The 23,259-nt window shown below is 66.4% G+C and carries 22 protein-coding genes; 13 read left to right on the top strand and 9 right to left on the bottom strand.

Going from position 1 to position 23,259, the window contains the following annotated elements:
* Positions 1 to 17 precede the first annotated feature (17 nt).
* From DBO33_RS18295 to DBO33_RS18280, 4 genes are all read right to left on the bottom strand, one after another.
* Complete coding sequence (locus DBO33_RS18295; RefSeq protein WP_107656130.1) at positions 18 to 623, bottom strand: GDSL-type esterase/lipase family protein; 606 nt, start codon at positions 621 to 623, stop codon at positions 18 to 20.
* Positions 620 to 1,870, bottom strand: a complete 1,251-nt coding sequence (locus DBO33_RS18290) for an NAD(P)/FAD-dependent oxidoreductase (protein WP_107656129.1) — start codon at positions 1,868 to 1,870, stop codon at positions 620 to 622. Before DBO33_RS18290 ends, DBO33_RS18295 begins: the two co-directional genes overlap by 4 nt.
* Before the next feature lie 137 nt (positions 1,871 to 2,007).
* Positions 2,008 to 3,699 carry an AMP-dependent synthetase/ligase gene (locus DBO33_RS18285; protein WP_234390903.1) on the bottom strand — a complete coding sequence of 564 codons (1,692 nt, stop codon included), beginning with the start codon at positions 3,697 to 3,699 and terminating at the stop codon, positions 2,008 to 2,010.
* Between the two features lie 88 nt (positions 3,700 to 3,787).
* Positions 3,788 to 4,720 (bottom strand): LysR family transcriptional regulator, encoded by a 933-nt coding sequence (locus DBO33_RS18280; protein WP_107656128.1) that lies wholly within the window; start codon positions 4,718 to 4,720, stop codon positions 3,788 to 3,790.
* A gap of 356 nt (positions 4,721 to 5,076) precedes the next feature.
* Here DBO33_RS18280 and DBO33_RS18275 point away from each other — a divergent pair, with 356 nt between their 5' ends.
* Positions 5,077 to 6,201: a BTAD domain-containing putative transcriptional regulator gene (locus tag DBO33_RS18275; RefSeq protein WP_107656127.1), complete on the top strand. Its 1,125-nt coding sequence runs from the start codon at positions 5,077 to 5,079 to the stop codon at positions 6,199 to 6,201.
* Positions 6,202 to 6,298: 97 nt separating this feature from the next.
* Positions 6,299 to 7,003 (top strand): hypothetical protein, encoded by a 705-nt coding sequence (locus DBO33_RS18270; protein WP_107656126.1) that lies wholly within the window; start codon positions 6,299 to 6,301, stop codon positions 7,001 to 7,003.
* A 208-nt stretch (positions 7,004 to 7,211) separates the two neighbouring features.
* Here the strand turns inward: DBO33_RS18270 and DBO33_RS18265 are convergent, their stop codons facing one another.
* A complete protein-coding gene (locus DBO33_RS18265; RefSeq protein ID WP_107656125.1) occupies positions 7,212 to 7,418 on the bottom strand; it encodes a hypothetical protein in 207 nt (68 codons plus the stop codon).
* Between the two features lie 18 nt (positions 7,419 to 7,436).
* Here DBO33_RS18265 and DBO33_RS42865 point away from each other — a divergent pair, with 18 nt between their 5' ends.
* The 3 genes from DBO33_RS42865 (at position 7,437) to DBO33_RS18255 (ending at position 10,479) form a co-directional block, all read left to right on the top strand.
* Complete coding sequence (locus DBO33_RS42865; protein WP_159080348.1) at positions 7,437 to 8,153, top strand: hypothetical protein; 717 nt, start codon at positions 7,437 to 7,439, stop codon at positions 8,151 to 8,153.
* A complete protein-coding gene (locus tag DBO33_RS18260; RefSeq protein WP_107656124.1) occupies positions 8,150 to 9,637 on the top strand; it encodes an HNH endonuclease signature motif containing protein in 1,488 nt (495 codons plus the stop codon). Before DBO33_RS42865 ends, DBO33_RS18260 begins: the two co-directional genes overlap by 4 nt.
* 173 nt (positions 9,638 to 9,810) lie before the next feature.
* A complete protein-coding gene (locus tag DBO33_RS18255) occupies positions 9,811 to 10,479 on the top strand; it encodes a class I SAM-dependent methyltransferase (RefSeq protein WP_234391373.1) in 669 nt (222 codons plus the stop codon).
* A 38-nt stretch (positions 10,480 to 10,517) separates the two neighbouring features.
* Here the strand turns inward: DBO33_RS18255 and DBO33_RS18250 are convergent, their stop codons facing one another.
* A complete protein-coding gene (locus DBO33_RS18250) occupies positions 10,518 to 10,739 on the bottom strand; it encodes a hypothetical protein (RefSeq protein ID WP_107656122.1) in 222 nt (73 codons plus the stop codon).
* Between the two features lie 236 nt (positions 10,740 to 10,975).
* Here DBO33_RS18250 and DBO33_RS18245 point away from each other — a divergent pair, with 236 nt between their 5' ends.
* Positions 10,976 to 11,275 (top strand): hypothetical protein, encoded by a 300-nt coding sequence (locus DBO33_RS18245; protein WP_107656121.1) that lies wholly within the window; start codon positions 10,976 to 10,978, stop codon positions 11,273 to 11,275.
* 391 nt (positions 11,276 to 11,666) lie between these two features.
* On the opposite strand, the gene rnc is transcribed toward DBO33_RS18245, so the two are convergent.
* Positions 11,667 to 12,434, bottom strand: a complete 768-nt coding sequence (rnc, locus tag DBO33_RS18240; protein WP_234390901.1) for a ribonuclease III — start codon at positions 12,432 to 12,434, stop codon at positions 11,667 to 11,669.
* Between the two features lie 16 nt (positions 12,435 to 12,450).
* Positions 12,451 to 13,710: a PucR family transcriptional regulator gene (locus DBO33_RS18235; RefSeq protein WP_107656120.1), complete on the bottom strand. Its 1,260-nt coding sequence runs from the start codon at positions 13,708 to 13,710 to the stop codon at positions 12,451 to 12,453.
* Positions 13,711 to 13,837: 127 nt separating this feature from the next.
* On the opposite strand from DBO33_RS18235, the gene pruA reads away from it, so the two are divergent.
* From pruA to DBO33_RS18200, 7 genes are all read left to right on the top strand, one after another.
* Positions 13,838 to 15,475, top strand: coding sequence for an L-glutamate gamma-semialdehyde dehydrogenase (gene pruA / locus DBO33_RS18230; RefSeq protein ID WP_107656119.1), 1,638 nt, complete (start codon positions 13,838 to 13,840; stop codon positions 15,473 to 15,475).
* Positions 15,475 to 16,443, top strand: a complete 969-nt coding sequence (locus tag DBO33_RS18225) for a proline dehydrogenase family protein (RefSeq protein WP_107656118.1) — start codon at positions 15,475 to 15,477, stop codon at positions 16,441 to 16,443. Before pruA ends, DBO33_RS18225 begins: the two co-directional genes overlap by 1 nt.
* Positions 16,444 to 16,610: 167 nt before the next feature.
* Entirely contained in the window at positions 16,611 to 18,047 is a 1,437-nt protein-coding gene (locus tag DBO33_RS18220) for an amino acid permease (protein ID WP_107656117.1), read from the top strand.
* Between the two features lie 109 nt (positions 18,048 to 18,156).
* On the top strand, positions 18,157 to 18,966 hold the full coding sequence (locus tag DBO33_RS18215; RefSeq protein ID WP_107656116.1) for an NAD-dependent epimerase/dehydratase family protein: 810 nt from the start codon (positions 18,157 to 18,159) through the stop codon (positions 18,964 to 18,966).
* A gap of 195 nt (positions 18,967 to 19,161) precedes the next feature.
* Positions 19,162 to 20,556, top strand: a complete 1,395-nt coding sequence (locus DBO33_RS18210; RefSeq protein ID WP_107656115.1) for an amidase — start codon at positions 19,162 to 19,164, stop codon at positions 20,554 to 20,556.
* A gap of 29 nt (positions 20,557 to 20,585) precedes the next feature.
* A complete protein-coding gene (locus tag DBO33_RS18205) occupies positions 20,586 to 21,068 on the top strand; it encodes a pyridoxamine 5'-phosphate oxidase family protein (RefSeq protein ID WP_407670517.1) in 483 nt (160 codons plus the stop codon).
* An 80-nt stretch (positions 21,069 to 21,148) separates the two neighbouring features.
* Positions 21,149 to 21,673, top strand: a complete 525-nt coding sequence (locus tag DBO33_RS18200; protein WP_107656113.1) for an Lrp/AsnC family transcriptional regulator — start codon at positions 21,149 to 21,151, stop codon at positions 21,671 to 21,673.
* A 43-nt stretch (positions 21,674 to 21,716) separates the two neighbouring features.
* Here DBO33_RS18200 and ald read toward each other — a convergent pair whose 3' ends face one another.
* Positions 21,717 to 22,823, bottom strand: a complete 1,107-nt coding sequence (gene ald / locus DBO33_RS18195) for an alanine dehydrogenase (RefSeq protein ID WP_107656112.1) — start codon at positions 22,821 to 22,823, stop codon at positions 21,717 to 21,719.
* Positions 22,824 to 23,259: the final 436 nt, after the last annotated feature.

Raw genomic sequence — 23,259 nt, 5'->3', positions numbered from 1 at the left:
CGAACCGGATGGAAAGATCAGGCGGCGACGGTGGTCGCGGTGCGCGACGCGATGAGCTCGGCCGCGCCCGCGGCGAACAGGTGGTGACCGAGCGAGCTCGGGTGCAGGCCGTCGGCGGTCCACACCTCGGGCGACGCCCAGTCGGGCTGGGTCGCGATATCCAGCAGCAGGGTGCCGGTGTCGGCGGTGACATCGGCGAGCACGGTGTTGGCGAAGTCGAACCGGGCGCGCAGCAGCGCACGGAAGTTGTCCGGGACCGGCAGCCGGGCCGGGATGTCCGGGTAGCTGGCGGTGAAAACTGTTGCGCCGCTGGAACGCAGCGTTGCGAAGATGGTGGCGAGGTTGCGTTCGAAGCGGTCGGCGTCGAAGTCGCTGACCAGATCGTTCACGCCGACGACCACGCCGACGAGCGCGGCTCTGGCCGAAACAGCCCGGCGCAGTTGCTGTTCCACGACGACGGTGGTCGTCGCGCCGTGCACGCCGAAGTTGCGCACCGCGGCGGGGCGCAGGCCGAGCTGGCCGCCCAGCCTCGGTACCCAGCCGCGGTAGCCGCCCCCGGCCGCGGCGTCGCCGCGGCCCTCGACAAAACTGTCCCCCAAGGCCGTCAGGCCGGGGATGCTCATGCGGTGACCCCATCCTTGGTGACATGCCGTGCGGCCATGGGGAAGTCGACCTTCTCGTACAGGTCGGCCAGCTCCTGCTCGCCGAAGTACTTTTCCGGCGAGTAGATGCCGGCGATCAAGCCGAAGAAACCCTTCGTGTACTCGGCGTCGTAGCTGGTGGCGCGGAACACCGAGTCGTAGTACGGCGTCAGCGTGAGCTCCGAAATGCTCAGCGTCAGTTCGTAAGTGCTGGCGCTCTGGGTGTCGCGCTCGCGCTCGTACTCGGCGAGCACCTCGGCCATCGGACGAGCACCGGACAGGCCCTGGTGCACCAGGTCGGCCAGCAGCTGCGCGGACTTGAAGGCGTCGGTGATGCCCCAGCCGGTGAACGGATCCTTGTGGTAGCCCGCGTCACCGACGAGCGCCCAACCGGGACCGAACGAGCGGCGGCGGTAGTTGTCTGGGTACAGCATCGGCCGGAACTGCTCGACCCGCTTGCCCGTATCCTGCAGGCGCGCACCGAGTTCCGGGTCGATCTGGGAGACGATCTCCTGTACGCCCGCGTCGGGATCGGTGCGGAACTCACGGAACCGGTCCCGCTTGCGCATCACCGCGACGAGGGAAAGCCCGTCATTGGTCGGCCAGGCGGCGAACTGCTGCTCGCCGAAGCCGGTGCGGTGCTGCATGCCCCAGTCGACGCCGTCGTAGTAGGAGTAGTAGATGAAGCACGCCGCCGAGGACCCCTCGTACACCTCGGCGCCGACCGCCTTCGCGACCGTCGAGTTGGCGCCGTCGGCCCCGATCACCAGCTTGGCGCGGAACTCCTGCTCGGCGCCGTCGCCGACCTGGCCGCGCAGGCCGACCACCTGGTCGCCGTCGAAAACCAGTTCGTTGACGGTGAATCCGTTGATCACCTCGGCGCCCGCGTTACCGGCGGCGTCCACCAGGATCTTGTCCAGCACGGTGCGGCGCGGGCAGTACACGGCGTCGATGCCGTCGGCCGACACATCGGCGAAGCCCTTGATGACGATGTCGGTGTAGGAGAAGTTCAGGTGACGGATCGGCGGGGTGCCCGACGCCACCACCTCGTCGAGCAGGCCCCACGACTGCAGCAGCCCGAGGCCGGCCTGGTGGATGTAGTGGGTCGAGGGGGTGTCGCTGGGGAAGGTCGCCCGGTCCACGGCGAGGACCCGGTAGCCCTGCCTGGCGAGCAGCATGGCCAGCGGAGCACCCGCGACCCGAGTTCCGACAACAATGACGTCGTACATGGTGGCATCACTTTCCGGTAGTCGAATACTGAAATCGAGTCTGTGGCCGACCCAGGGGGAAAACCACCGGAGGCAGCCGTAATTCATCGGGCGATCGGCGTGGGCTATCTACGCAGTCCGCACCCGATCGGGTAGCGCTATAACGCGGGTTGGCGCGACCGGTAGAGGAAATCGATATCGGCCGCATACGCCGCCGCGATGGCGGCCCGGCGCAGTTTCCGTGAGGAAGTCAACAATCCGTCCTCGACGGTGAAATCACCGTCTACGATGCGGAATGCTCGAATGGACTCGGGCCGGGAGACAAGGGAATTCGCGTCGTCGATCGCGGACTGGATGGCGGCGGTGAGATCACGGTCGGCGGCATTGTCACGCCAGCGCAGCACCTGAATCGGATCCAGGGTCACCAGCGCGGTGACGAAGTCGCGGCCGTCGCCGATGACCATGCAGTTGCTCACCAACGGGTGTAGCCGCACCCGGTCTTCCAGCGGTGCGGGCGCGACGTTCTTGCCGCCAGAGGTCACCAGGATCTCCTTCTTGCGGCCGGTGATGCGCAGGTGACCTTCGGCGTCGAGTTCGCCGATGTCGCCGGTGTGCAGCCAGCCTTGCGCGTCGACGACGGACTGGTCGGCCGCCGCGCCCCAATAGCCCGGCGAGACATGCGGGCCCGCCACCAGCACCTCACCGTCGGTCTCGGCGATCGCCACCGATGTGCCGGGGATCGGCCTACCTACCGTGCCGAGGCGGTTGGTCTCCGGTTCGCTGACGGTCACCGCGGTCGCTGCCTCGGTGAGGCCGTAGCAGTTCAGCAACAGCACACCGCAGCCCGCGTAGAAGCCGGTGGTCGAATCGTCGAGCGACGCGCCGCCGGAGATGACGTGGCGCAGTCTGCCGCCGAGCGCGGCCGCGACCGGATGGTCGGACGGCTCGAGGGTGCCCTGCCCGCGCAGGACGTCCAGGCCGCGCGCCACGGCCTCCTGCTCCTCGGTGCCGGACAGCATGGTGCGGCAGTATTTGCGAATCTTCTCCAGCCCGAACGGGATCAGCGCCAGGAAGGTCGGGCGCAGCGTCGGCAGCACCGGGACCAGGTCGGGAATGCCGGGCAGCAGATGGGTGCGGCTGCCGCCCGCCAGGCAGGCGAACAGGATGGTCTGGCCGAACACGTGCGATAGCGGCAGGGCGAGCACGGTCGTGCCGTCGAACATGGCGCCGGTCTGGCGCACCGTGTTGACAGAGGAGACGAACATGTTGCGGTGGGTGATCAGGCAGCCCTTGGAGACTCCGGTGGTGCCGCTGGTGTAGACGATCATGGCGAGGTCGTCGGCGCGCACCGCGGCGATGCGGTCGGCGAGATCGGGGTCTACCGCACCGGCGGCCCAGGTGGCGAGTTGGGCGAACGTCCACACCTCCCCCGCGCCCGCCGCTTTCAGTCGCACCGCGTCGGTCTCGTCCTCGGCGGCGAAGAACGCGCTGCCGCTGTCGGTGAGGATGTGCTCGATCTGCGACGCCGAGGAGGTCGGGTATACCGGAACCACGACGGCGCCGAGGGCGAGCAGCGCGCCGTCGAGCAGCGCCCACTCCAAGCTGGTGCGGCCGAGGATCGCGACCCGATCCCCCGCCGCCACGCCGCGTGCCGCCAGCGCCGAGGCCAACGCGCGGGATTGCCGGTCGACATCGGCACAGGTGAGTTGCGTTCCGTCCGCGCCGCACAGCGAAAGTCGCTGCGGGTGTTCGGCGGCCGCACCGGAAATCACCGAGTACAAACTCGCGTCGTCCGGAAGGTCGATTCCATTCTCGGTGCTGGACACCGCGGTGACAGACAGTGTGTTCACAATGTTGAATTGTGGTCGCCCGCACCGAATTACCGTCCGGACGATATCGCGGTTCCTACCGCGCGAATGTCATGGCCTATCGACGAGACTAGGCCGACAACGCGCGGGCAATATCGATGCGTGCCGGTTCCGGGGATGCCACGCACTCCAGGAAAAGCGATACCGCCGGATTGGTCTCGTCCGCACGCCACACCGCGAACAAATCCAAGGTGGGCACCGGATCGAGCAATTTGACCGCCACCGAGCTGCTGCCCGGCGCACCCATACCCATCGAAATCGCCCGCGGTAGCGAAGCGAAGCCGACCAGCGGGCGCACCGAAACCATGTGCGCGGTCGCGCCGGGATCGTCCGCGGTCTGCGCGACCGAGAGGGTGATCCTGGTGTCCGCGGCCGCACGGAAGATGGAGTCGTACATGGCCGGACACTGTTCGCGAGCGAACAGCACACATTCCTGGCCTTCCAGTTCGGCGAACGGCACGCCGGGCCGGTCGGCCCACCTATGTCGTCGGCCGACAACCGCCACCAGCGGGACCCGGTGCAGCAGCCGGCGATACCGGAAATCCGTGGTGCTCGGGTGGCCGTACACCAGTGCCAGGTCGAGTGAGCCGTCGGCGAGCGCAGCGAGCTGCGGCCCGGTGCGTTTCTCCCACAGCGACACCACGATATCGGGGTGTTGCTCGGTCATCTTGATCAACGCGTCCGGCAGCACATGTCTGCTGGCGGGCAGGTTGTAACCGATGTTGAGGGTGCCTGCGCGCCCCTCCGCGGTCGCCTTCGCGACCTGGGCGGCCCGGTCCATCTGGGCCACGATGATCCGGGCTTGACTCTCGAATTCCCGGCCCGCCGGGGTCAGCTTGACCTCGTGCGAGTTGCGTGCGACCAGTTGCACGCCCAACGACTTCTCCAGCTTCTGCAGCTGGGCACTGAGACTGGGCTGAGTGAGATGCAAGCGCTGCGCTGCGCGGCCGAAATGTAGCTCTTCGGCAATCGTGATGAATGAAACCAGATGTCGGAACTCCATGCCGCCGGCTCCTTTTCCGCGTACCCCGAAAGGTAAGCGGCGTCGGGTAACCCCGGATGAACCGCGATCGCACAGATGTTGCCGGGACCGTTGCGGGCAGGTGAACCGGCCCCGGTCGCGAGGTGGAGTGTGCTATCGCGAATCCCGTGACCATCCAGCATCCCCGATCGGACACCGGAGAGCAAGCCCCCGATGCTCCGGGTGGCGCCGGAAAACGTTGCGGGCCAGGCATAACACCGCGCACGGAAGGGTATCGGGACGCGCGTTTCTTGCGTGATTGCCGCTCTGCCGGCCAGGTTGGCTCGGTACGCTCACAGGCGACGTGTGGACGGTGTCACGTCGTGAGGAGTGCCGCTATGCCCGAAACTCGCGCGCGGTTCGGCGTGCTCGGCGCGGTGGAACTGACGATCGACGGGGTCGGGCAGTCCCTCGGTGGTCCGAAACAGCGGGCGGTACTGGCGTATCTGGTGTGCAACGCCAATCGGCCGGTGTCGGTGGAGGCGCTGGCGCAGGCGGTGTGGGAGGACAACCCGCCGCCGGACATCAAGGTGAGTCTGCACACGATCGTGTCGAATCTGCGGAAGCCGTTGCGCGACAATGGACTCGACGCGCGCACGATACTCGCTCAGGTGGGTTCGGGCTACCGGGTCGCGGTGGCCGACGGAGCCAGTGATGTGCAGCGGTTCCGGGTGCGCAAAGAGGCCGGTGTGCGGGCGCTGAGTGCGGGGCGTTTCCGGACTGCCAGCGAGTTGCTGTCCAGCGCGCTCGGCCAATGGCGCGGGCCGGTGCTGGCGGATCTGCGCGGGCTCGGTTTCGCCGACTCCTATGCGGCGGCGCTCGACAACGATCGGCTCAGTGCCATCGAAGCGCGGGCGGAGGCCGATATCGCGGAGGGGCGAGCGGAGGCCGTCGTCTCCGAGCTCGCGCTGCTGGCGGCGGAGTACCCGCTGCGCGAACCGCTGTGGGAGCAGCTGATCACCGCGTTGTATGTGGACGGGCGCCAGTCCGACGCACTCGACGCGGCGCGCCGGTTGCGGGCCAGCCTCGCCGATGAGCTCGGCATCGACCCCAGCCTGCCCATCCGAGAGCTGGAGGGGCGCATCCTCCGGCAGGAACCTGTGGACATTCGCGCGAAAGCCGCCGTGGCCTCGTTGCGTGCGACGACCATCGTCGATCAGAGCTCCGGCGGGCCGACGGCACTGCTGCGCGAACGCTCCGGCGACACCTACGCGATCATGGGCACGATCACCCGGATCGGGCGGCTGCCGGACAACGACATCGTGCTCGAACACGGCAAGGTCAGCAGGCACCACGCGGCGATCCTGCACAACGGGCTCACCTATGTGATCAAGGATCTGCTGTCCTCGAACGGAGTTTTCGTCGACGGCATGCGCATCGTGGACAGCGTCGCGCTCACCGACGGTGCGGTGATCCGGATCGGGGATTACGCGCTGACCTTCACCCTGGTGCCGCCGGACTGAGGTCAGCCGTTGGTGCGTCGTTAGTGGGCCGTTGGTGGGTGCGGCGACAGTGGTTCTCAGCCGAAACCGGCTGGTCAATGCCTGAAAGGACCACGATATGTTCCGCACCTCCGTACCTCGCCCCCTGCGCGTACTGCCCATCGCGCTGGGAATCGCGGCGGTGGCCGGTTTCGGCGCCCTCCTCCCCGCGCCGGCGTCCGCGCTGCCCTACGGGCCCTACACCTGCCAGCAAGGATTCGTCTGGCGAGATGCCTACAACGGCGACACCGTGTGCGTGCGCCCCGGCGACCGGGACACCGCGTACGCCGAGAACGCTCAGGCCGGTGCCCGGCGTTCGCCGAACGGTGGCGCCTACGGTCCGGATACTTGTAAACAAGGGTTCGTCTGGCGGGAGACGCGGCCTGCCGACCATGTCTGCGTGACACCCGACCGCCGGGACCGCGCTCGGGCCCAGAACAGCGAGGGCGCACAGCATTTCGCCGACGCGTCGCAGTTGCCGGCTGGGAAGGTGCATGTGCGCACGCAGAAGCATCAGCTCGGTGGCTGGCTCTTCGTGGACAAGGCCAGTGGGCTGTCGCCGAACGCCCGCCTGGAGTTCTATGCGGCGGGGGTGAACACCAATGGTTTGCGGGCGCTCGGCGATCGGCAAACCGATGGAAACGGCAACTTGCCCAGGGAGACCGCGGCGCTGGCCGATGTACGCTGCCAGATCCCGCGGGATCGTGCGGCGACGGTGATTGTGGTCGACACTCGGACCGGCATTGCTACGTCGGCTGGTACGACCTACGCGTTCAGCTGCTGAATGTTTTTGTCCCGCAATTGATGCGACGGCCCGCGGTCTTGTACTGCGGGCCGTTCGGCGGGTGGGAGGTCACCGGCGTGGCGTGGTGGGTTGGGTCGACTGTGGGGTGGATTGCAGTGTTCGGGTGGGACTTGTTGTGACAGTGGGTGTTCGGGACGGGCTGGTTGTCGAGGTAGTCGTCGGCGTGGGGTGGCAGGTTACGGTCCGGCTAGTTGTCGGTGTCGTCGTGCGGCCGGACTCGATCGACTGCTTCGTAGTGGATCTTGTTGTCGTGGTCGAGGTTCGGGGCGGTGTGGTGGTAGTCGTCGATGGTGATGTGGTGGGACGCTGCGTTGTCAGCTGTGGCGAGGTAGACCGGCAGAGGTCTGACTGACGGGGAGTCGATGAGGTGGGCAGCGGTGGGCAGGTGGCGCACGGGACCGGCCTGCCTTGGATGTCGATCGTCACCTCGATCGACAGCTCCAAGGGGATTCTCGGGAATTCTGTTGTGGTCGTGGGTGTCTGCGTCTCTGTTGTGGTCGAAGAGGGCGGGTCTGTGGTCGTCGGCACCTCTGTTGTGGACGCGGCGTCCAGCGGATCGGTGGACGTCGCCACGGGATCGATGGGTGGCGCCGGGTCCACGGGTTCGATCGGCGTCGAGTCCACCGGTTCGATCGGCGTCGAGTCCAGCGGATCTGTCGACGGTATGGAATCCAGCGGCTCGATGGGTGGGTCGAGGGCCAGCGGGTCTTCTTCGGTTGTGCCCGTGCCGGTTTCGCCGAGGTCGCCGGTGTCAGTACCCAGGTCGGTCTGCGGGAGTTCGACCGATTGGTCGAGTGTTGGATCAGGCAGGGTGACGGTGAGCGCGGACTCCTCCGGCGTATCCGGTCGCGCCGTGGTCTGCGCCGCCGAACTCGAAATCATCAAACCGGCGGCTAGTACCAAAGATCCGGTAATCGGACCGGACCTTCGCATCGTCCGTGCTGTCTGCCACCACTTTCCGAACATCCATCGAAGCATTGCACGGCAGGCCGCTATCGTCGCTCCCCAGTCGAAATGGGGAATAGGTCGGCGGCGCTGGGGTGTTCACACGCATTTTGTGAAAAACCGCAGATCAGATGCGGTTTTCTATGGACCTCTTCGGCTCGGGTCGATAGGGTCTAGTACATGAGTTCGAGCGGTGAAGAGCATCAGGGGCGGGTCGCTGATCCGCTGCTGGGTGCTGTTGCCGACCTTCTCGAACGGCCGTTGACCGCCATGTCGGACGACAAGATCATCGAGTTGTTGTGTGATGTCGAGCAGGCCACTCGGAGGCTGGTGGCGGTCGGGCATCGGCTGATCGTGGAAGCCTCGGACCGAAACCTGCCCAGCCAGACGGGAACCGGCACCGCTAAGAAGTTTCTGATGCACACGCTGCGCCTTTCCAACGCTGAGGCGGGCGCACGGGTAGCTGCGGCGTTGTCGCTCGGGTCGTGGCATGACATGGCCGGCGAGGTGCGGGCACCGCGCTTGCCGAGCACCGCCGCCGCGCAAGTCGACGGTGAGATCTCGGCTGACCATGCGCGTCAGATCGCAGCGGTGATGAAGCGCGTGCCGGGTTCGACGGCGAATGCGGAATTCGAAGCTGCAGAACAACTTCTGGCGGACTTCGCCCGGACCGGGTCGCCCGATGACATCGGCAAGGTCGGCGAGGCTGTTCTTGCCTACCTGGACCCGGACGGGGAACGCACCGACGATACCGACCGGGCCCGCATGCGGGGGATCACCATCGGCCGTCAGCGTGCGGACGGGATGTCGCCGATCAAGGGTGAAATAACCCCGACGCTGCGGGCACTGCTGGACCCTTGCATGGCGAAACTCGCCCGACCCGGCATGAACAACCCGGATGATCCCGAAAGCCCCTCGGGAGAAGACGGGTTCGTGGATCAAGATCAACTTGCTGCCGCCGCTCGGCGCGACGCGCGCAGCGCTGCGCAACGCACCCACGACGGGTTGCTCGCGTTGCTGCGGCACTGTGTCGCGCCGGAGAAGCTGGGAGCGCATCGCGGACTTCCGGTTTCGACGATCTTGACGATGAACATCGCGGATGTCGAGAAAGCCGCCGGGGTCGCGACCACCGCGACCGGCGGCATGGTTCCGATCAGCGAGGCACTGAAACTGGCTGCGGAGTCGGAGCCGTTCTTGATGGTGTTCGACACCGACGGTCTGCCGTTGCATCTAGGACGCACCAAACGTTTGGCTTCCGCCGCACAGCGATTGGCGTTGATCGCTGCCGTACGCGGCTGCTCGCGTCCCGGTTGTGATGCTCCTGCGAGTGTGTGCGCCATTCACCACGTCACAGACTGGAACAAGGGTGGGCCGACCGATATCGGCAACGAGACGCTGGCTTGCGACCAGTGCCATGCGTTGGTTCATGACGGCCCGGGCGGCTGGAAAACGGTGGTCCTCGGACCGGAATCGGCGCATCCCGGGCGGGTCGCGTGGATCGGACCACCACACATCAATCCCAGTGGACGGCCCCAAATCAACAATCGTCACCGCCCGGGCGAACTCCTCGCCGAAGCGCTCTCGCGTATTTATGAGCGAAAACAGCACGAGGAGAATGCAAAGCATGAGCGGACGCGGCAAGAACAGCGGTTGATCGGCGCTGCGTGAGCCGCTCGGGGCTGGCGTCAGTGCGACGCCAGCCGGGACGACCGGACTGTCATGATGTCCCCATGTCTTCGGATATGCCGTGCGATCCGGCTCTGTCGTCCAGTACAGCCCTGTCATCCGACCCAGTTGCGCATGCCCGCCACACCCGTGCGGAGTACGACCGCTTGGCACCGGTGTGGTCATCCGCGACCGACGCGGGGCCCTTCAACGGAGGACTGGAACGGCCGGCTGTCCGTGCATTGGTGCCCACCCCTTTGGACGGGGCGGCAGTCCTCGACGCCGGCTGTGGCTCCGGCGCACAATGCGAGTGGCTGCTCGATGCTGGTGCGGAAGTGACCGGAGTCGACGTAAGTCCACGAATGGTCGAAGAGGCCGACCGGCGGTGTGCAGGGCGTGGTGGCCGCTTCTTTGTGGCCGATCTGGCCGAACCACTTCCGGTCGAACCGAATTCGTTCGACGGAATCACATGCTCGCTCACGCTGCACTACCTACGTGACTGGACGATTCCGCTGCGATCGTTCGCGTCTGCACTACGTCCGGGAGGTTGGATGGTGCTGTCCGCAGATCATCCGTTCGGGCCAGCGCTGCCGACCCAACATGGCGGGTATTTCGATACCGAACTCGTCAGCGATACCTGGACCAAGAACGGCGTCGAAGTCACCCAACACTTCTGGCGCCGCCCGCTGTCTGCTGTCATCACGGACTTCAGCCGGGCTGGCTTTGTCGTTGACCGAGTAGCCGAACCTCAACCGAGCACCGAGGCGCTCGAACGCTGGCCCGACGAACTTGCTGGACTCGTCGGAGTGCCGACCTTCATCGTGTACCGCTTGCTGAAGGCCTGAACACAGCAAGGGGAAACACTCAAACCCCTTGCGACCTATCAGTATCGGCGCAGGTTCTGCCGGTAACTCGCAAGCGCAGTTTTCGTGTTTCGCAGGTCGGCCTCCGCTTTCGCCAACTGTCCCTGCGCATGTTGGCTGTCGCGGGAGGTGCTCGCTCGATGAACCTCAGCACGACGCTGCCGTACGCAACCTTCCAACCGCGCCGACTCGCTTTCCAACCGCTTGATCTCGCGTTCGAGCCAGATCTTCTCGTCGGCCATATTCGCTCCCACCGTGTCGCGGGGTGTAGAGGTGGTTCTCCGCGCCGCCTAGACCCGCTGTCGTGTATTCACCCGAGTCTGGCAACCAGCGGCTACGGTGTCTGTCCCCTGAACATTCGACGTGCGACAGACCGACTCTGCGACGGTCGCGCACTGAACGAGCAGCGAGCCCGCTGTCGCGTGGACGAGGGCGGTAGGGGCGGGGAGGGGCTCCCCCTTCTGATGAGGAGATCGTGATGAAAAGCATTGCCCTGCTGGCCGTTGGGGTTGCGCTGGCGTTGTCGGCGTGTAGTTCTACGACAAGCACCGATGCCGCGCCCACAACCGCGGCGAACGACGTGGTGCGGGGTAAGACGTGCGAGAACTACCTGCCGGTATTGAGCAAGTTGAAGGCCGCCAGCGAGGAGTCCGCGAACAGGACGGCAGAGGACACAATCGCGCTACTCCCCCAGTCCCCGCAATGGTCGACTCTCAGCGAAGCGGACCGCCAGTCGACCATTGCCGGAATCCGGGACGCGGCCAAGGGAAAGTGCTAGTTCCCCCGATCTGACCGCCTAGTGAGTGAATGCCGATTTCGCTTCTCCTGAAGCAGTATTCGCAGGGCCGCTAGCGCACGGCGGCCACGCTCGGCATCGCTGGTATAGATAGCCGCGATAGTGGCGAGAACGATCGCGACGGATTCGCTACCGCGCCGAATGAGAGCGGCGACGGCAAACAGTGTCAGCGGAGTGATGGACAGCAGAACCATGGGCGCAGACATGGCGTTGTTCTCCTGGCATAACGAAGAACAACACCAGCTGCGATAATCCCCTACAACAGTGGACGGACCGTCGGATCAGACGCCCACTCCCATGGGGGAAAACCAGGTGGTGAGGACTCCCCGAGTATTGCATCGCGCCCATCGCGAGGCAAGCTCGCCGCAGCCGTCTACCCGCGCGATTCCCGCGCGCCGGAACCACTGTCCGGCACACCGTTCTTCTCGCTCGAATTCTGCGTCAACGTGCTCCACGCCAGCTGAGCAGCCCGCTGTTGCGCCTCTTTCTTACTCCGCCCGTGCGCCGGGCCGAACATCGCTCCACCGACGCCGACGGTGGCGGCAAACCGCTGCTCACGGACTGCATCCTGCTGCTGCACAACGTATTCCGGCACTCCGAGCCCCTGCATCGAGGTGAACTCCTGCAGGCTCGTCTTCCAGTCCGGCCCCGGCCCCGGTCCGCCACGTCCGGCATCCTCGATCGCCGACTCGAACAAGCGGAGCACGAGCGCATGGCTGACGCTATATCCGAACTGCGCCTGCACCGCCCCGATGACCGCCTTCAGCGCGCCGGCAAGAATGATGTCTTTGTCGCGCCCGCCCGTCGCCGCCTCGCCGCGCCCGAGTCGCAGATAACGGCCGAACCCACCCGGGGTGAGATGGCGGGCAACCTCGGCGATCGCGTGCTCATTGACGATCGCCAGCCGCAGCCTGGACAGCTCCCGCTCGTGCAGATCCGGATGCCGACCGTACAGCGCCTCGACGACCACGACACCTACGCTTGCGCTGCCCACGAACTCCAGTCGCTCGTTGTGCGGCACGTCATGCTCGTGCCCGAACGAACGGTGCGTCAGCGCTCGATCGAGCAACTCCGCATCCAGCGAAACACCCAGCAGGGCCTCGAAATACTGGCCCTTGGCCATGCGCGGCAACTCGCGCACGTCGAATCACCTCCGATCAGCGAGTCGAGGCCCCGCCTTCTCGACCGTGTTCACGACGGTGCAGGGCGAGCTGGATTTCCAGCAGTAGCCGGTCGGCAGGGTCGGTGAGGTCGATGCGGAGGATCTCCTCGACGCGACGAATGCGGTAGCGCAACGTGTTCGGGTGGACCTGAAGTGCGGTGGCGGCGTTGCGAACATCGCCGTGTTCGCGCAGGTAGATGTCGACGCTTTCCCGCAGACTCGCCGAATGTTTACGGTCGTACTCGGAGAGGGTCCGCAAGCGCGGGTCATGCAGTTCGGAGCGGGTACCGACGAGGTCGAGGATTTCGCCGAGCAGCACCGCGGTGCGAGATTCGGCCAGGGTGGTGACCCGGCCGCGGGGGTAGGTGGCAATGGTGCTGTCGAGGACCCGGTCGACCTCGCGCCTGGCCCCGGCGACGCTGCTCAGGTCGGGCACCGGGCAGGCGATGGCCGCGCGAAGCGCCAGCCCCCGTTTGGATTCGAGCTGCTCGACCAGCTGGCGCGTCCACGCCGTAACGGCGTGCGCGGCTTTGTAACTCGGCAACAGCACATACACCCGTTCGCCGAGGGTGGCCGTCACCGAGTCGTTGCGAAATGAACTGGCGCGCAGGCGAAGCATGCTGCCCAGCGCGGAAGGTTCAGTGGCGGGCGCGCTCTCGGTGGCGGTGAGCGCGAAGCCGACCACTGCGGCAGGCCCGGTCATCGGCAGGTTCAGCGCACTCGCCACAGACGCGACATCGACGGACCCGCCCTCACCGAAAAGCCGTTGCACGAGCAACGCTTCGGTGGACGGCGCGTCGAGGCTGCGCGAAATAAGACGGCCCGCGATGGCCGAGGCACCCCGCAGAATCTCCGCCGCGTCCGGCTTGAACGGCCGAGCACCCTGCTGCAGCCAGATCGTGCCGAGCACCCGCGGCGCCCGCGCGGCACCGTCGGCGGGATGCCGGATGCTCACCGCGAGCCTGCGCTTGATGTTCAGCTCCTCGTGCTCCGGCACATCGATGACCTCGTCGGTCCGTCGCAGCCGGTCGAATACTCCCCACTTCCGCAGGACCGCCAAGTATTCGCGCGGCCCTTCTCTACCCAAGATCGACATCACCCGCATTTGATCGGCCGCCTCATCGGAGGCCGAATACGCCAGCACATGAGACTGCGGGTCTTCGATCGACACCATGCCACCGGCATTCTGCGCAACGATCTGCGCCAAACCGAACAGGTCGATGTCCGCGGCAACAAGCCCACTATCAACAGCCACGTCTACGCCTTTCGGCCAACTCGACAACACACTCATCCCATCTTTGTCCTTTCGGCCCATTTCCCGGGACCTTTTCCGGTGTTGACTTCGGCTGACCTCACAAGTGCCACATCCAGCAGGAGGAACCATGGACGCCATCGTGTCCACACCGCGGCCGGTGAACGAGCCGGTCGGCACCTTCGCCCCCGGTAGTGCGGAACGTACACGGTTGCAGGCGAAACTGGCCGAACTCGGCGCGACCCAGACCGAGGTGCACCACGTCATCGGCGGTGAGCACCGGCGCAGTTCGGGCAAGACGATCAACGTTGTGCAGCCGCACAAGCACGCCGCCGTGCTCGGCACCCTCACCACCGCGAAGCCCAGCGACGTCGAGGACGCGATCGCCGCGGCCACCGCCGCCGCACCCGCCTGGCGCGCGCTGTCGTTCGAGGACCGAGCCGCGGTGTTCCTGCGCGCCGCGGATCTGCTGGCTGGACCGTGGCGCGAAACCATCGCCGCCGCAACCATGCTCGGCCAGTCGAAAACGGCGTACCAGGCCGAGATCGACAGCCCGTGCGAGCTCGTCGACTTCTGGCGCTTCAACGTGCATTTCGCGCGCCAGATCCTCACCGATCAGCCGATCTCCTCCCCTGGCGTGTGGAACAAGGTCGAGTACCGCCCGCTGGACGGTTTCGTCTACGCGATCACCCCGTTCAACTTCACCGCCATCGCGGGCAACCTGCCGACCGCCCCCGCGCTGATGGGCAACACCGTGGTCTGGAAGCCGGCGATGACCCAGTCGGTCGCCGCGTACTGGACGATGAAACTGCTCGAGGCCGCCGGCCTGCCGCCCGGTGTGATCAACCTGGTGAACGGCGCGGGACCGAAGGTCTCGGATGTCGCCCTCGCCGACCGTCGACTGGCCGGCATCCACTTCACCGGCTCCACCGCGACGTTCCAGCACCTGTGGCGCTCGGTCGCCGCGAATATCGCCGACTACAACGCCTACCCCCGTCTGGTCGGCGAGACCGGCGGCAAGGACTTCGTCGTCGCGCACAGCTCCGCCGATCCCGACGTGCTGACCACCGCCCTGATCCGCGGTGCGTTCGACTACCAGGGCCAGAAGTGCTCGGCCGCCTCCCGCGCGTTCATCCCGAAGTCGGTGTGGGCCAAGATGGGCCGCGATTTCCTCGACAAGGTCGCCACCCTGAGCTATGGCGACGTCACCGATTTCAGCCACTACGGCGGCGCGCTGATCGACAAGCGCGCCTTCGACAAGAACGCCGAGGCCATCGCTCGTGCGAAGGCCACCCCGGGTCTGTCGATCGCCGCGGGCGGGCACGCCGACGATTCGGTCGGCTACTTCGTCGACCCGACCGTCCTGCTCGGCGAGGACCCCACCGACGAGGCGTTCCACACCGAGTACTTCGGCCCGATCCTGTCCGTGCACGTCTACGACGACTCGGCCCGCGGCTCCTTCGAGCAGACCCTCGACCTGGTCGACAAGGGTTCGCCCTACGCGCTGACCGGCGCGATCATCGCCGACGACCGCGCGGCGATCGCCACCGCCACCGAGGGCCTGCGTTTCGCGGCGGGCAACTTCTACATCAACGACAAGCCCACCGGCGCCGTCGTCGGCCAGCAGCCCTTCGGCGGGTCGCGCGCCTCCGGCACCAATGACAAGGCAGGCTCGGCACAGAACCTGCTGCGCTGGACCTCCGCCCGCACCATCAAGGAAACGTTCGTCCCGGCCACCGATCACCGCTACCCGCACCAGGAGCTCTGATGGCCTTCTCCGCTCTGCTGCGGCCCGCCATGCTGGCCGCGTCCCGTTCGCCGCGCATGGAGCGCACCATCACCAGGATGCCGACGACCAAGAAGCTGGTCGATCGATTCGTCGCGGGCGACTCCGCGGACCAGGCGGTGGCCGCGGTCGAAACCCTGCTCGGCTCCGGCCGCTACGTCACCATCGACTATCTCGGTGAGGACACTACCGAGATCGAGCAGGCCCGCACCACGGTCACGCACTACCTGCACATGCTGTCCGCACTGGCTCGACTCGATGTCACTGCGGACACAGAATCTGTGCGGCCGCTGGAGGTTTCACTCAAGCTGTCGGCGCTCGGCCAGTCGCTGCCTCGGGACGGGCACGCGATCGCACTGGAGCATGCGCACCGAATCTGCGCGGCGGCCCAAGAGGCCGGCGTCTGGGTGAACGTCGACGCCGAGGACCACACGACCACCGACTCCACCCTGGGCATCGTGGGTGAACTGCGGGCCGACTTCCCCACTCTCGGCACGGTCCTGCAGGCCTACCTGCGCCGCACCGAGGGTGACTGCCGCGATCTGTCGGGCCCCGGCTCCCGGATCCGGCTGTGCAAGGGCGCCTACAAGGAACCGGCTTCCGTCGCGTTCCAGAGCCGGGCCGACGTCGATGAGTCCTACCTGCGTTGCCTGCGCCTGCTGATGCTCGGCGACGGCTACCCGATGGTCGCCACGCACGATCCGGCGCTCATCGAGGCCGCGCGCAACTGCGTCGAGACAACGCATCGCAAACCCGACGAGTTCGAGTTCCAGATGCTGTACGGCATCCGCGACGCCGAGCAGCGCAGGCTGGTCGACGAGGGCAACCATCTGCGTGTCTACGTGCCCTACGGCGACCAGTGGTACGGCTACTTCATGCGCAGGCTGGCCGAGCGTCCGGCCAATGTGGCGTTCTTCTTGCGCTCGCTGAAACCCGGTAGTCAGCGCTGACGGGCGGCGCGGTCGCACCGCGCCCGTCCGGTTGGCCAAGCACGCTGAACAATATTTGGCCAACTCGCCGATCACAGTCGCGCTGTGGTCGTATTTAGTAACCACAGCTCGAAGTGTGTGATCTGCGTTACGCATCGTTGCGGAGCGCGGAGGACGAAAGGAAGCACATGTCCATTGCGGAGTTGCGCAGTCAAATGCTGCGCCGCAAACCCATGGGGCAGATCGATGACGACAGCCCTGCCGATGAGCAGCTGGCCCGGTCGCTCGGCCTGTGGCAGCTCACGGCGATCGGCGTCGGCGGCATCATCGGCGCGGGTATCTTCACCCTCGCCGGCGCGGTAGCCAACTCCGTCACCGGTCCCTCGGTGCTGATCTCGTTCCTGATCGCCGGTGTCGCCAGCGCCGCCGCCGCGCTCTGTTACGCCGAGTTCGCCGGCATGGTGCCGAAGGCCGGTTCCGCCTACACCTACGGCTACGTGTCGCTGGGCGAGCTCGCGGGCTGGTTCATCGGCTGGGATCTGCTGCTGGAGTACATCGCCGTGGCGGCGGTGGTCGCCATCGGCGTCTCCGGCTACTTCAAGTTCCTGCTCGAGCAGGTGAACATCGATCTGCCCAACTGGATGCTGGGTGCCAGCGGCACCGGCGACGGCCATGTGGTCGACGTGTTCGCAATGCTGTTCTGCCTCGGTACCGCATGGCTGCTGTCGCGCGGCATCCGCAGCGTCGGCCGATTCGAGGCCGTCGCGGTGGCTATCAAGGTCGCCTTGGTCGTGCTGATCATCGTGCTCGGTGTCTTCCACATCGACAGCTCGAACTACACCCCGTACTTCCCGTTCGGCGGCGCCGCGGTGTGGACCGGCGCGGCCACCGTGTTCTTCGCGGTGTTCGGCTACGACGCGATGAGCACGGCCGCCGAGGAGTCGACCGACGGCAAGAAGCACCTGCCGAAGGCCATCCTCTACTCGCTGGCCATCGCGATGGTGCTCTACGTGCTGGCCACGCTGGTGCTCACCGGTATGCAGAAGTACACCGAGATCAGCCCGACGAGCGGTTTCTCCACCGCCTTCGAATCGGTCGGCATGCCCGGCATCGCGAACATCATCGCGATCGGCGCCATCGTCGGCATCGTCACCGTGGTGCTCACCTTCATGCTCGGCGTCACCCGCGTCTGGTACGCGATGAGCCGGGACGGGCTGCTGCCCGAGTGGTTCGCCAAGACGCATCCGGTGCGCAAGGTGCCGACCAGGGTGACCTGGATCGTCGGTATCGGCGCCGCGGTGATGGCCGGTCTGCTCGATATCACCGTGGTCGCCGAGCTCACCAACATCGGCATCCTGATGGCCTTCATTGTCGTCTCGATCGCCGTGATCGTGCTGCGACGCACCAGGCCCGATGAGCCGCGGGAGTTCAAGCTGCCGTTCATGCCGGTGGTCCCGCTGATCGGCATCGGCTTCTCGCTGTACCTGATCTGGTCGCTGCCGTGGGAGACCTGGGCGCGGTTCGCGGTCTGGCTGGTCGTCGGACTCGCGGTGTACTTCGCCTACTCGCGCACGCACTCCAAGCTGGAGCGCAAGGGTTCGGCGGAGACAGCCGAGGTGATCTGAAGGAACTCCGAGGGGCACCGACGCCAGCTCCTCGGGCCGGTTGGGTGGGTTGGCCATATGGCCACCCACCCAGCTTGTTTCTCGGCAACGTATCGGACGGAGGTCCCGCTTGAGTCCGCACAGGATTCTCGTCACCGGCGCGGGTGGCGGTATCGGCACTCTGCTGCGGTCGCGCCTACGTCGCTCCGATCGCATACTGCGCCTCTTGGATTTGACCGAACTCCCTACTCCCACCGCAGAAGAGCGAGTGGAGATCGTCACCGGGTCGCTGACCGACGCCGGCACCATGGCCGCCGCGTGCCGGGACGTGGACGCGATCATCCATCTCGGCGGGATCAGCCGCGAGGACAGCTGGGAACGCGTGCTCACGGTGAATGTCGATGGCACGCATACGGTTCTGGAGGCTGCGGCCCAAGCGGGCATCTCCCGCATCGTGCTGGCCTCCAGCAATCACGCGGTGGGTTACCGGGTAGTCGGCGAAGCGGGCCCGGGCGGCATTGCCGGCGAGGCACCGCCGCGACCGGACACCTATTACGGATTCAGCAAGGCGGCGATCGAAGCCCTGGGCAGCCTTTATCACTCGCGGTTCGGCATGGACGTGCTGTGCATCCGGATCGGCTCGTGCTTCGAGCGGCCGAATGATGTGCGCGGACTGTCGCTGTGGCTGTCCCCCGACGACTGCGCCCGATTGTTCGAGGCGTGCCTGAGCGCGAACAGCCCCGGCTTCCGGGTGTTGTGGGGCGTGTCGAAGAATTCGCGCGCGGTCGTCTCTCTGCGCGAGGCCGAGGAGCTCGGCTACCGCAGTCTCGACGACGCCGAGAAGTTCGCTCCGGAGATTCTCGCCGCGGCGGCAACTGCGCCGCAGCATATCGGCGGCGCTTTTCTGGAAACCCCGCTCGGCATACCGAATCCGCTCTGACCTGGGTCTTTACCACAAGGCCTGGTACAGGTCCGACATCTCGCGCACTCAATTCGCCAGAACACTGAACTCTCTGTGATTCGCATCCGTATTGATTGCGAAATGGTCATACGGCTATCTACTGTCGGGGCTGCGGCACGACGGCTCGGTCGTGCTGGTCACGCGAGGCGGCGTGGCCGAGAGGAGCGGTGGCAGATGGATCTCGAGGACGTCGTATCCGCGGGTGTGCTTGAACAGCGTGCGCTGCTGGAGCAGGGCGCACTGTCCACGCACGACCTCGTCGCCGCCACGCTGGACGCCATAGACGCGGCCGCCGACCTCAATGCCTTCACCCGCGTGCACCACGAACAGGCTCGCGCCGAGGCCATCGAGCGGGACCGGGAGCGCGCCGCAGGCGCCGTCGGCCCGCTACACGGCATTCCTATCGCGATCAAGGACGAGATCGATGTCGCGGGCTCGGTGACCACCTTCGGCACCCGCGCCAACTCGACCCCCGTGCAGGCCGATGCCGAAGTCGTGCGCCGGTTGCGGGCCGCCGGTGCCGTCATCGTCGGTAAGACCACGATGCCCGAGTTCGGCCAGTGGCCGTTTACCGAGTCGAGTACATATGGCGTGACCCGCAATCCGTGGGATCGAACCCGGACCACCGGCGGCTCCAGCGGTGGCTCCGCCGCGGCGGTCGCAGCGGGCCTGGTCCCGGTGGCGATCGGCGGTGACGGCGGCGGCTCCATCCGCATCCCGTCGGCCTGCTGCGGCCTGTTCGGCCTCAAACCTCAGCGCGGACGCGTGCCGGTCGCGCCCTTCGAGCATCTCTGGTGGGCGCTGGGCGTGACCGGGCCGTTGACCCGCGGCGTGCTCGACTCCGCGGTCGTCAACGACGTGATCCGCGGCAACACACCCGGCGACCGGTTCACCGCACCGGATCCGGTGATGTCATTCGAACAGGCCGCGCGGCAAACCACCACGGGCCTGCGGATCGGGTACAGCACGAAATCGCCTTCCCCACTGGCGAAGCCGGACCCGGAGCATGTACGCGCGGTCCTCGAGACCGCGAAACTCCTTGCCGATCTCGGTCATTCCGTCTTCGAGGTGGATCCGCACTACCCCGAGTCCCTGCACGCCTTCTTCCCGCAGTTCTTCGGCGGGGTCCGTGCCGAAGTCGACCATGTCGAGCATCCGGAACTGCTCGAACGCCGCACCCGCCAGACCGTCGCGCTGGGCGCCTGGGCCCGGCGGCCCGTCGTGGAATGGGCGATCCGGCAGGGAGAAGCCGTGGCGCACAAGGCCGATCGTGTCTTCGCCGACTGCGATCTGCTGCTCACCCCCACCCTCGCGGGCCGCCCGCCACACATCGGTGTGCTCGACGGCGCGAATACGGTGCGCGCGCAACTGCGGTCCATCCCGATGGTGGCCTACACGGCGCTGTGGAACGTGACGGGTCACCCGGCGGCGTCCCTGCCCGCGGGCGTCGGCACGGACGGCCTGCCGCTGGCGGTTCAGCTGGTCGGCCCGAGCAATGGCGAAACGACCATCCTCACGGTCGCCGCTCAGCTCGAGCAGGCTCGCCCACATCCCCGTCCACTGGGCTGAAACACCGTTCGGCGGCTATGGTGGCCGATGTGACCGAATTGGGCGATATCGCACCACGTTTCGTGGAGCTCGCGCACAGCATCGTCTGGTGCACCGTGTCCACGACCGATCCGGCCGGTCGGCCGCGCAGCCGCGTCCTGCATCCGATCTGGGAGTGGGACGGCCAGGAGCTGACGGGCTGGATCTTCACTGGTCAGACCCCCGCCAAGCTGGCCCACCTCGCACACAGCCCGTACGTGTCCTGCAACTACTGGGTCCCGACGCACGACACCTGCCTGGCGGAGTGCGCCGCCGAATGGGTGGGCGACCTCGAGACCAAGACCAGATTGTGGGAGCACTTCCGCAGCACACCCCCACCGCTCGGCTACGACCCGGGCGGCATCGGCGTTCCGGGTTGGAACGGGCCGGATTCACCGGGTGTCAGCCTGTTGCGCTTACGCCCGTGGCGACTACGCGTGCTGCCCGGAAAAGACTTCTTCAACGGCCTCCCCGCCACCTCGTGGCGCGAGTGAGCACAGTAACATTTCAGATTTATCGAAGATAATTCAGGACTAAGGCAGGATTTACGAACAAGATTCTGTACCGTCGAGGAATGCGGAAGAATGATTCACCCGGCGGCTCGACTCCACCCGCACCGCCGATCCACCCGCCGGCCGGTGTTCCGATCGATGATATCGACCGGATTCTGCTCGACCAGCTCGCGCGCGACGGCCGGATGACGAACAACGCGCTCGCCGCCGCGGCAGGCATCGCCCCGTCCACCTGCCTCGGGCGAGTGCGCGCCCTGGTCGAGCGCGGCGTCATTCGCGGCTTCCATGCCGACATCGATCCAGCCGCGCTCGGCCGCAGCCTGCAAGCCATGATCGCGGTGCGGCTGCGAGCCAGCGCCCGCCAGCACCTGGCCCAGTTCGGCGAGCAGATGTCGGAGTTCGAGGAGGTGCTCAACGTGTACTTCATCGCGGGCGCCGACGACTACCTGATCCACGTCGCCACCTCGCACACCGACGAGCTGCGCCGGTTCGTGCTGAACAACCTGAGCGAGCATCCGGCGGTCGCGTCCACCGAGACGATCCTCATCTTCGAGCACATGCGGCCGCGCACGAACACCACGACATGACAAGGGCGGCCGACCCACCGGTCGGCCGCCCCTGCGAAACGTGTTACGCAACCAGGCTTTCGGCCGCGTAACCGTGCGCGGCCGCGACGGAAGCGGACAGCAGCACACCACCATGCGTACTGAGACCGCTCGCCAGGCCCTGATCCGCCGCCACCGCCTCGCGCCAGCCGTGCTCGGCCAGCGAAACAACGTACGGCAGAGTGGCATTGGTGAGTGCGACGGTCGAGGTGTAAGGCACCGCGCCGGGCATGTTGGCGACGCAGTAGAACACCGACTCGTGCACCCGGTAGGTCGGGTCCGCATGCGTGGTCGGTCGCGAATCCGCGAAGCAGCCGCCCTGGTCGATGGCGATGTCGACGAGCACCGAGCCCGGCTTCATCTGCGCGACCAGATCATTGGACACCAGCGTCGGCGCCTTCGCGCCGGGCACCAGCACCGCGCCGATCACCAGATCGGCTTCGCGCACCGCCTTTTCGACCTCGAGCCGGTTGGACATGATGGTCCGCACCTGCCCCTTGTACTGCGCGTCGATCTCGCGCAGCCGGGCGATGTTCAGGTCGAGCACGGTCACCTCGGCGCGCATGCCGTGCGCGATGGCGATCGAGTTGCCGCCCGCGACACCCGCGCCGATCACGACCACACTGGCGGGCGGGGTGCCGGGCACGCCGCCCATCAGCACGCCGCGGCCGCCGCCGTTGCGCATCAGGTGGTAGGCGCCCGCCTGCGGGGCCAGCCGGCCCGCGACCTCGCTCATCGGGGCGAGCAGCGGCAGCGATCCGTCCCTGCCGGTGACCGTTTCGTAGGCGATCGAGGTGATGCCCGAGCTCAGCAGCGCATCGGTGCATTCCTTGGAGGCCGCGAGATGCAGGTACGTGAACAGCACCTGACCTTCCCGCATGCGTGAATACTCCTCGGCCACCGGCTCTTTCACCTTGAGCACCAGTTCGGCGGTGCCCCAGACCTCGTCGGCGGAGTTCAGCACCCGTGCACCTGCGACGGTGTATGCCTCGTCCTCGAACGCCGACCCGCGACCGGCACCGGTCTCGATGTACACCTCGTGCCCGCGGGAAACGAGCTCGTGCACACCGGCCGGGGTAATCGCAACCCGATACTCGTGGTTCTTGACCTCGCGGGGGACCCCGATCTTCACCTGCGCTCCTGAATGTCGATGGATGTCAATGTCAGTGGATGTCGATAGTCGATCCGCATAATATGGACCGTTACAGGTCAAATTATGAAGATCATGCACGATCAGGTCTAGATATATGAAGATAATTCTCTAGATTAGCCGCTATGCGGTTGAATCCTCAGAACAGATCGGCCTTGGCGGGCCTCGCCCGCAAGATGTTCGACCAGCAGGCCGAGCGCAGCTGTTTGAAGGCTCGCCCGCACATCCCCGTCGACCCTGCGCTCACCTCCCGGCCCCGCTCACCCGGGCGCCGCGCTCACCACTCCGCCCAGCGCCCACCCTCCGCCTCGCGTATGTCCTCAGTAGGAGGTCCCACGCGCAACCCGCAAAGCGTCCGGCCAGGTGCACCCCACTCCAGCGGTAACAAACCTCACAGTCGGTTCGCGATAGTTCCTGC

Source organism: Nocardia suismassiliense, from assembly GCF_900269665.1.
Lineage (GTDB): Bacteria > Actinomycetota > Actinomycetes > Mycobacteriales > Mycobacteriaceae > Nocardia > Nocardia suismassiliense.
This window is presented reverse-complemented; position numbering and strand designations above follow the sequence as displayed.

Coding starts and splice junctions, on each gene's coding strand:
- DBO33_RS18200 (WP_107656113.1), top strand. CDS start 21,149: ATGCGGAAGAATGATTCACCCGGCGGCTCGACTCCACCCGCACCGCCG.
- pruA (WP_107656119.1), top strand. CDS start 13,838: ATGGACGCCATCGTGTCCACACCGCGGCCGGTGAACGAGCCGGTCGGC.
- DBO33_RS18275 (WP_107656127.1), top strand. CDS start 5,077: ATGCCCGAAACTCGCGCGCGGTTCGGCGTGCTCGGCGCGGTGGAACTG.
- DBO33_RS18245 (WP_107656121.1), top strand. CDS start 10,976: ATGAAAAGCATTGCCCTGCTGGCCGTTGGGGTTGCGCTGGCGTTGTCG.
- DBO33_RS18225 (WP_107656118.1), top strand. CDS start 15,475: ATGGCCTTCTCCGCTCTGCTGCGGCCCGCCATGCTGGCCGCGTCCCGT.
- DBO33_RS18290 (WP_107656129.1), bottom strand. CDS start 1,870: ATGTACGACGTCATTGTTGTCGGAACTCGGGTCGCGGGTGCTCCGCTG.
- DBO33_RS42865 (WP_159080348.1), top strand. CDS start 7,437: ATGTCGATCGTCACCTCGATCGACAGCTCCAAGGGGATTCTCGGGAAT.
- DBO33_RS18270 (WP_107656126.1), top strand. CDS start 6,299: ATGTTCCGCACCTCCGTACCTCGCCCCCTGCGCGTACTGCCCATCGCG.
- DBO33_RS18295 (WP_107656130.1), bottom strand. CDS start 623: ATGAGCATCCCCGGCCTGACGGCCTTGGGGGACAGTTTTGTCGAGGGC.
- DBO33_RS18260 (WP_107656124.1), top strand. CDS start 8,150: ATGAGTTCGAGCGGTGAAGAGCATCAGGGGCGGGTCGCTGATCCGCTG.
- DBO33_RS18250 (WP_107656122.1), bottom strand. CDS start 10,739: ATGGCCGACGAGAAGATCTGGCTCGAACGCGAGATCAAGCGGTTGGAA.
- DBO33_RS18210 (WP_107656115.1), top strand. CDS start 19,162: ATGGATCTCGAGGACGTCGTATCCGCGGGTGTGCTTGAACAGCGTGCG.
- DBO33_RS18220 (WP_107656117.1), top strand. CDS start 16,611: ATGTCCATTGCGGAGTTGCGCAGTCAAATGCTGCGCCGCAAACCCATG.
- DBO33_RS18280 (WP_107656128.1), bottom strand. CDS start 4,720: ATGGAGTTCCGACATCTGGTTTCATTCATCACGATTGCCGAAGAGCTA.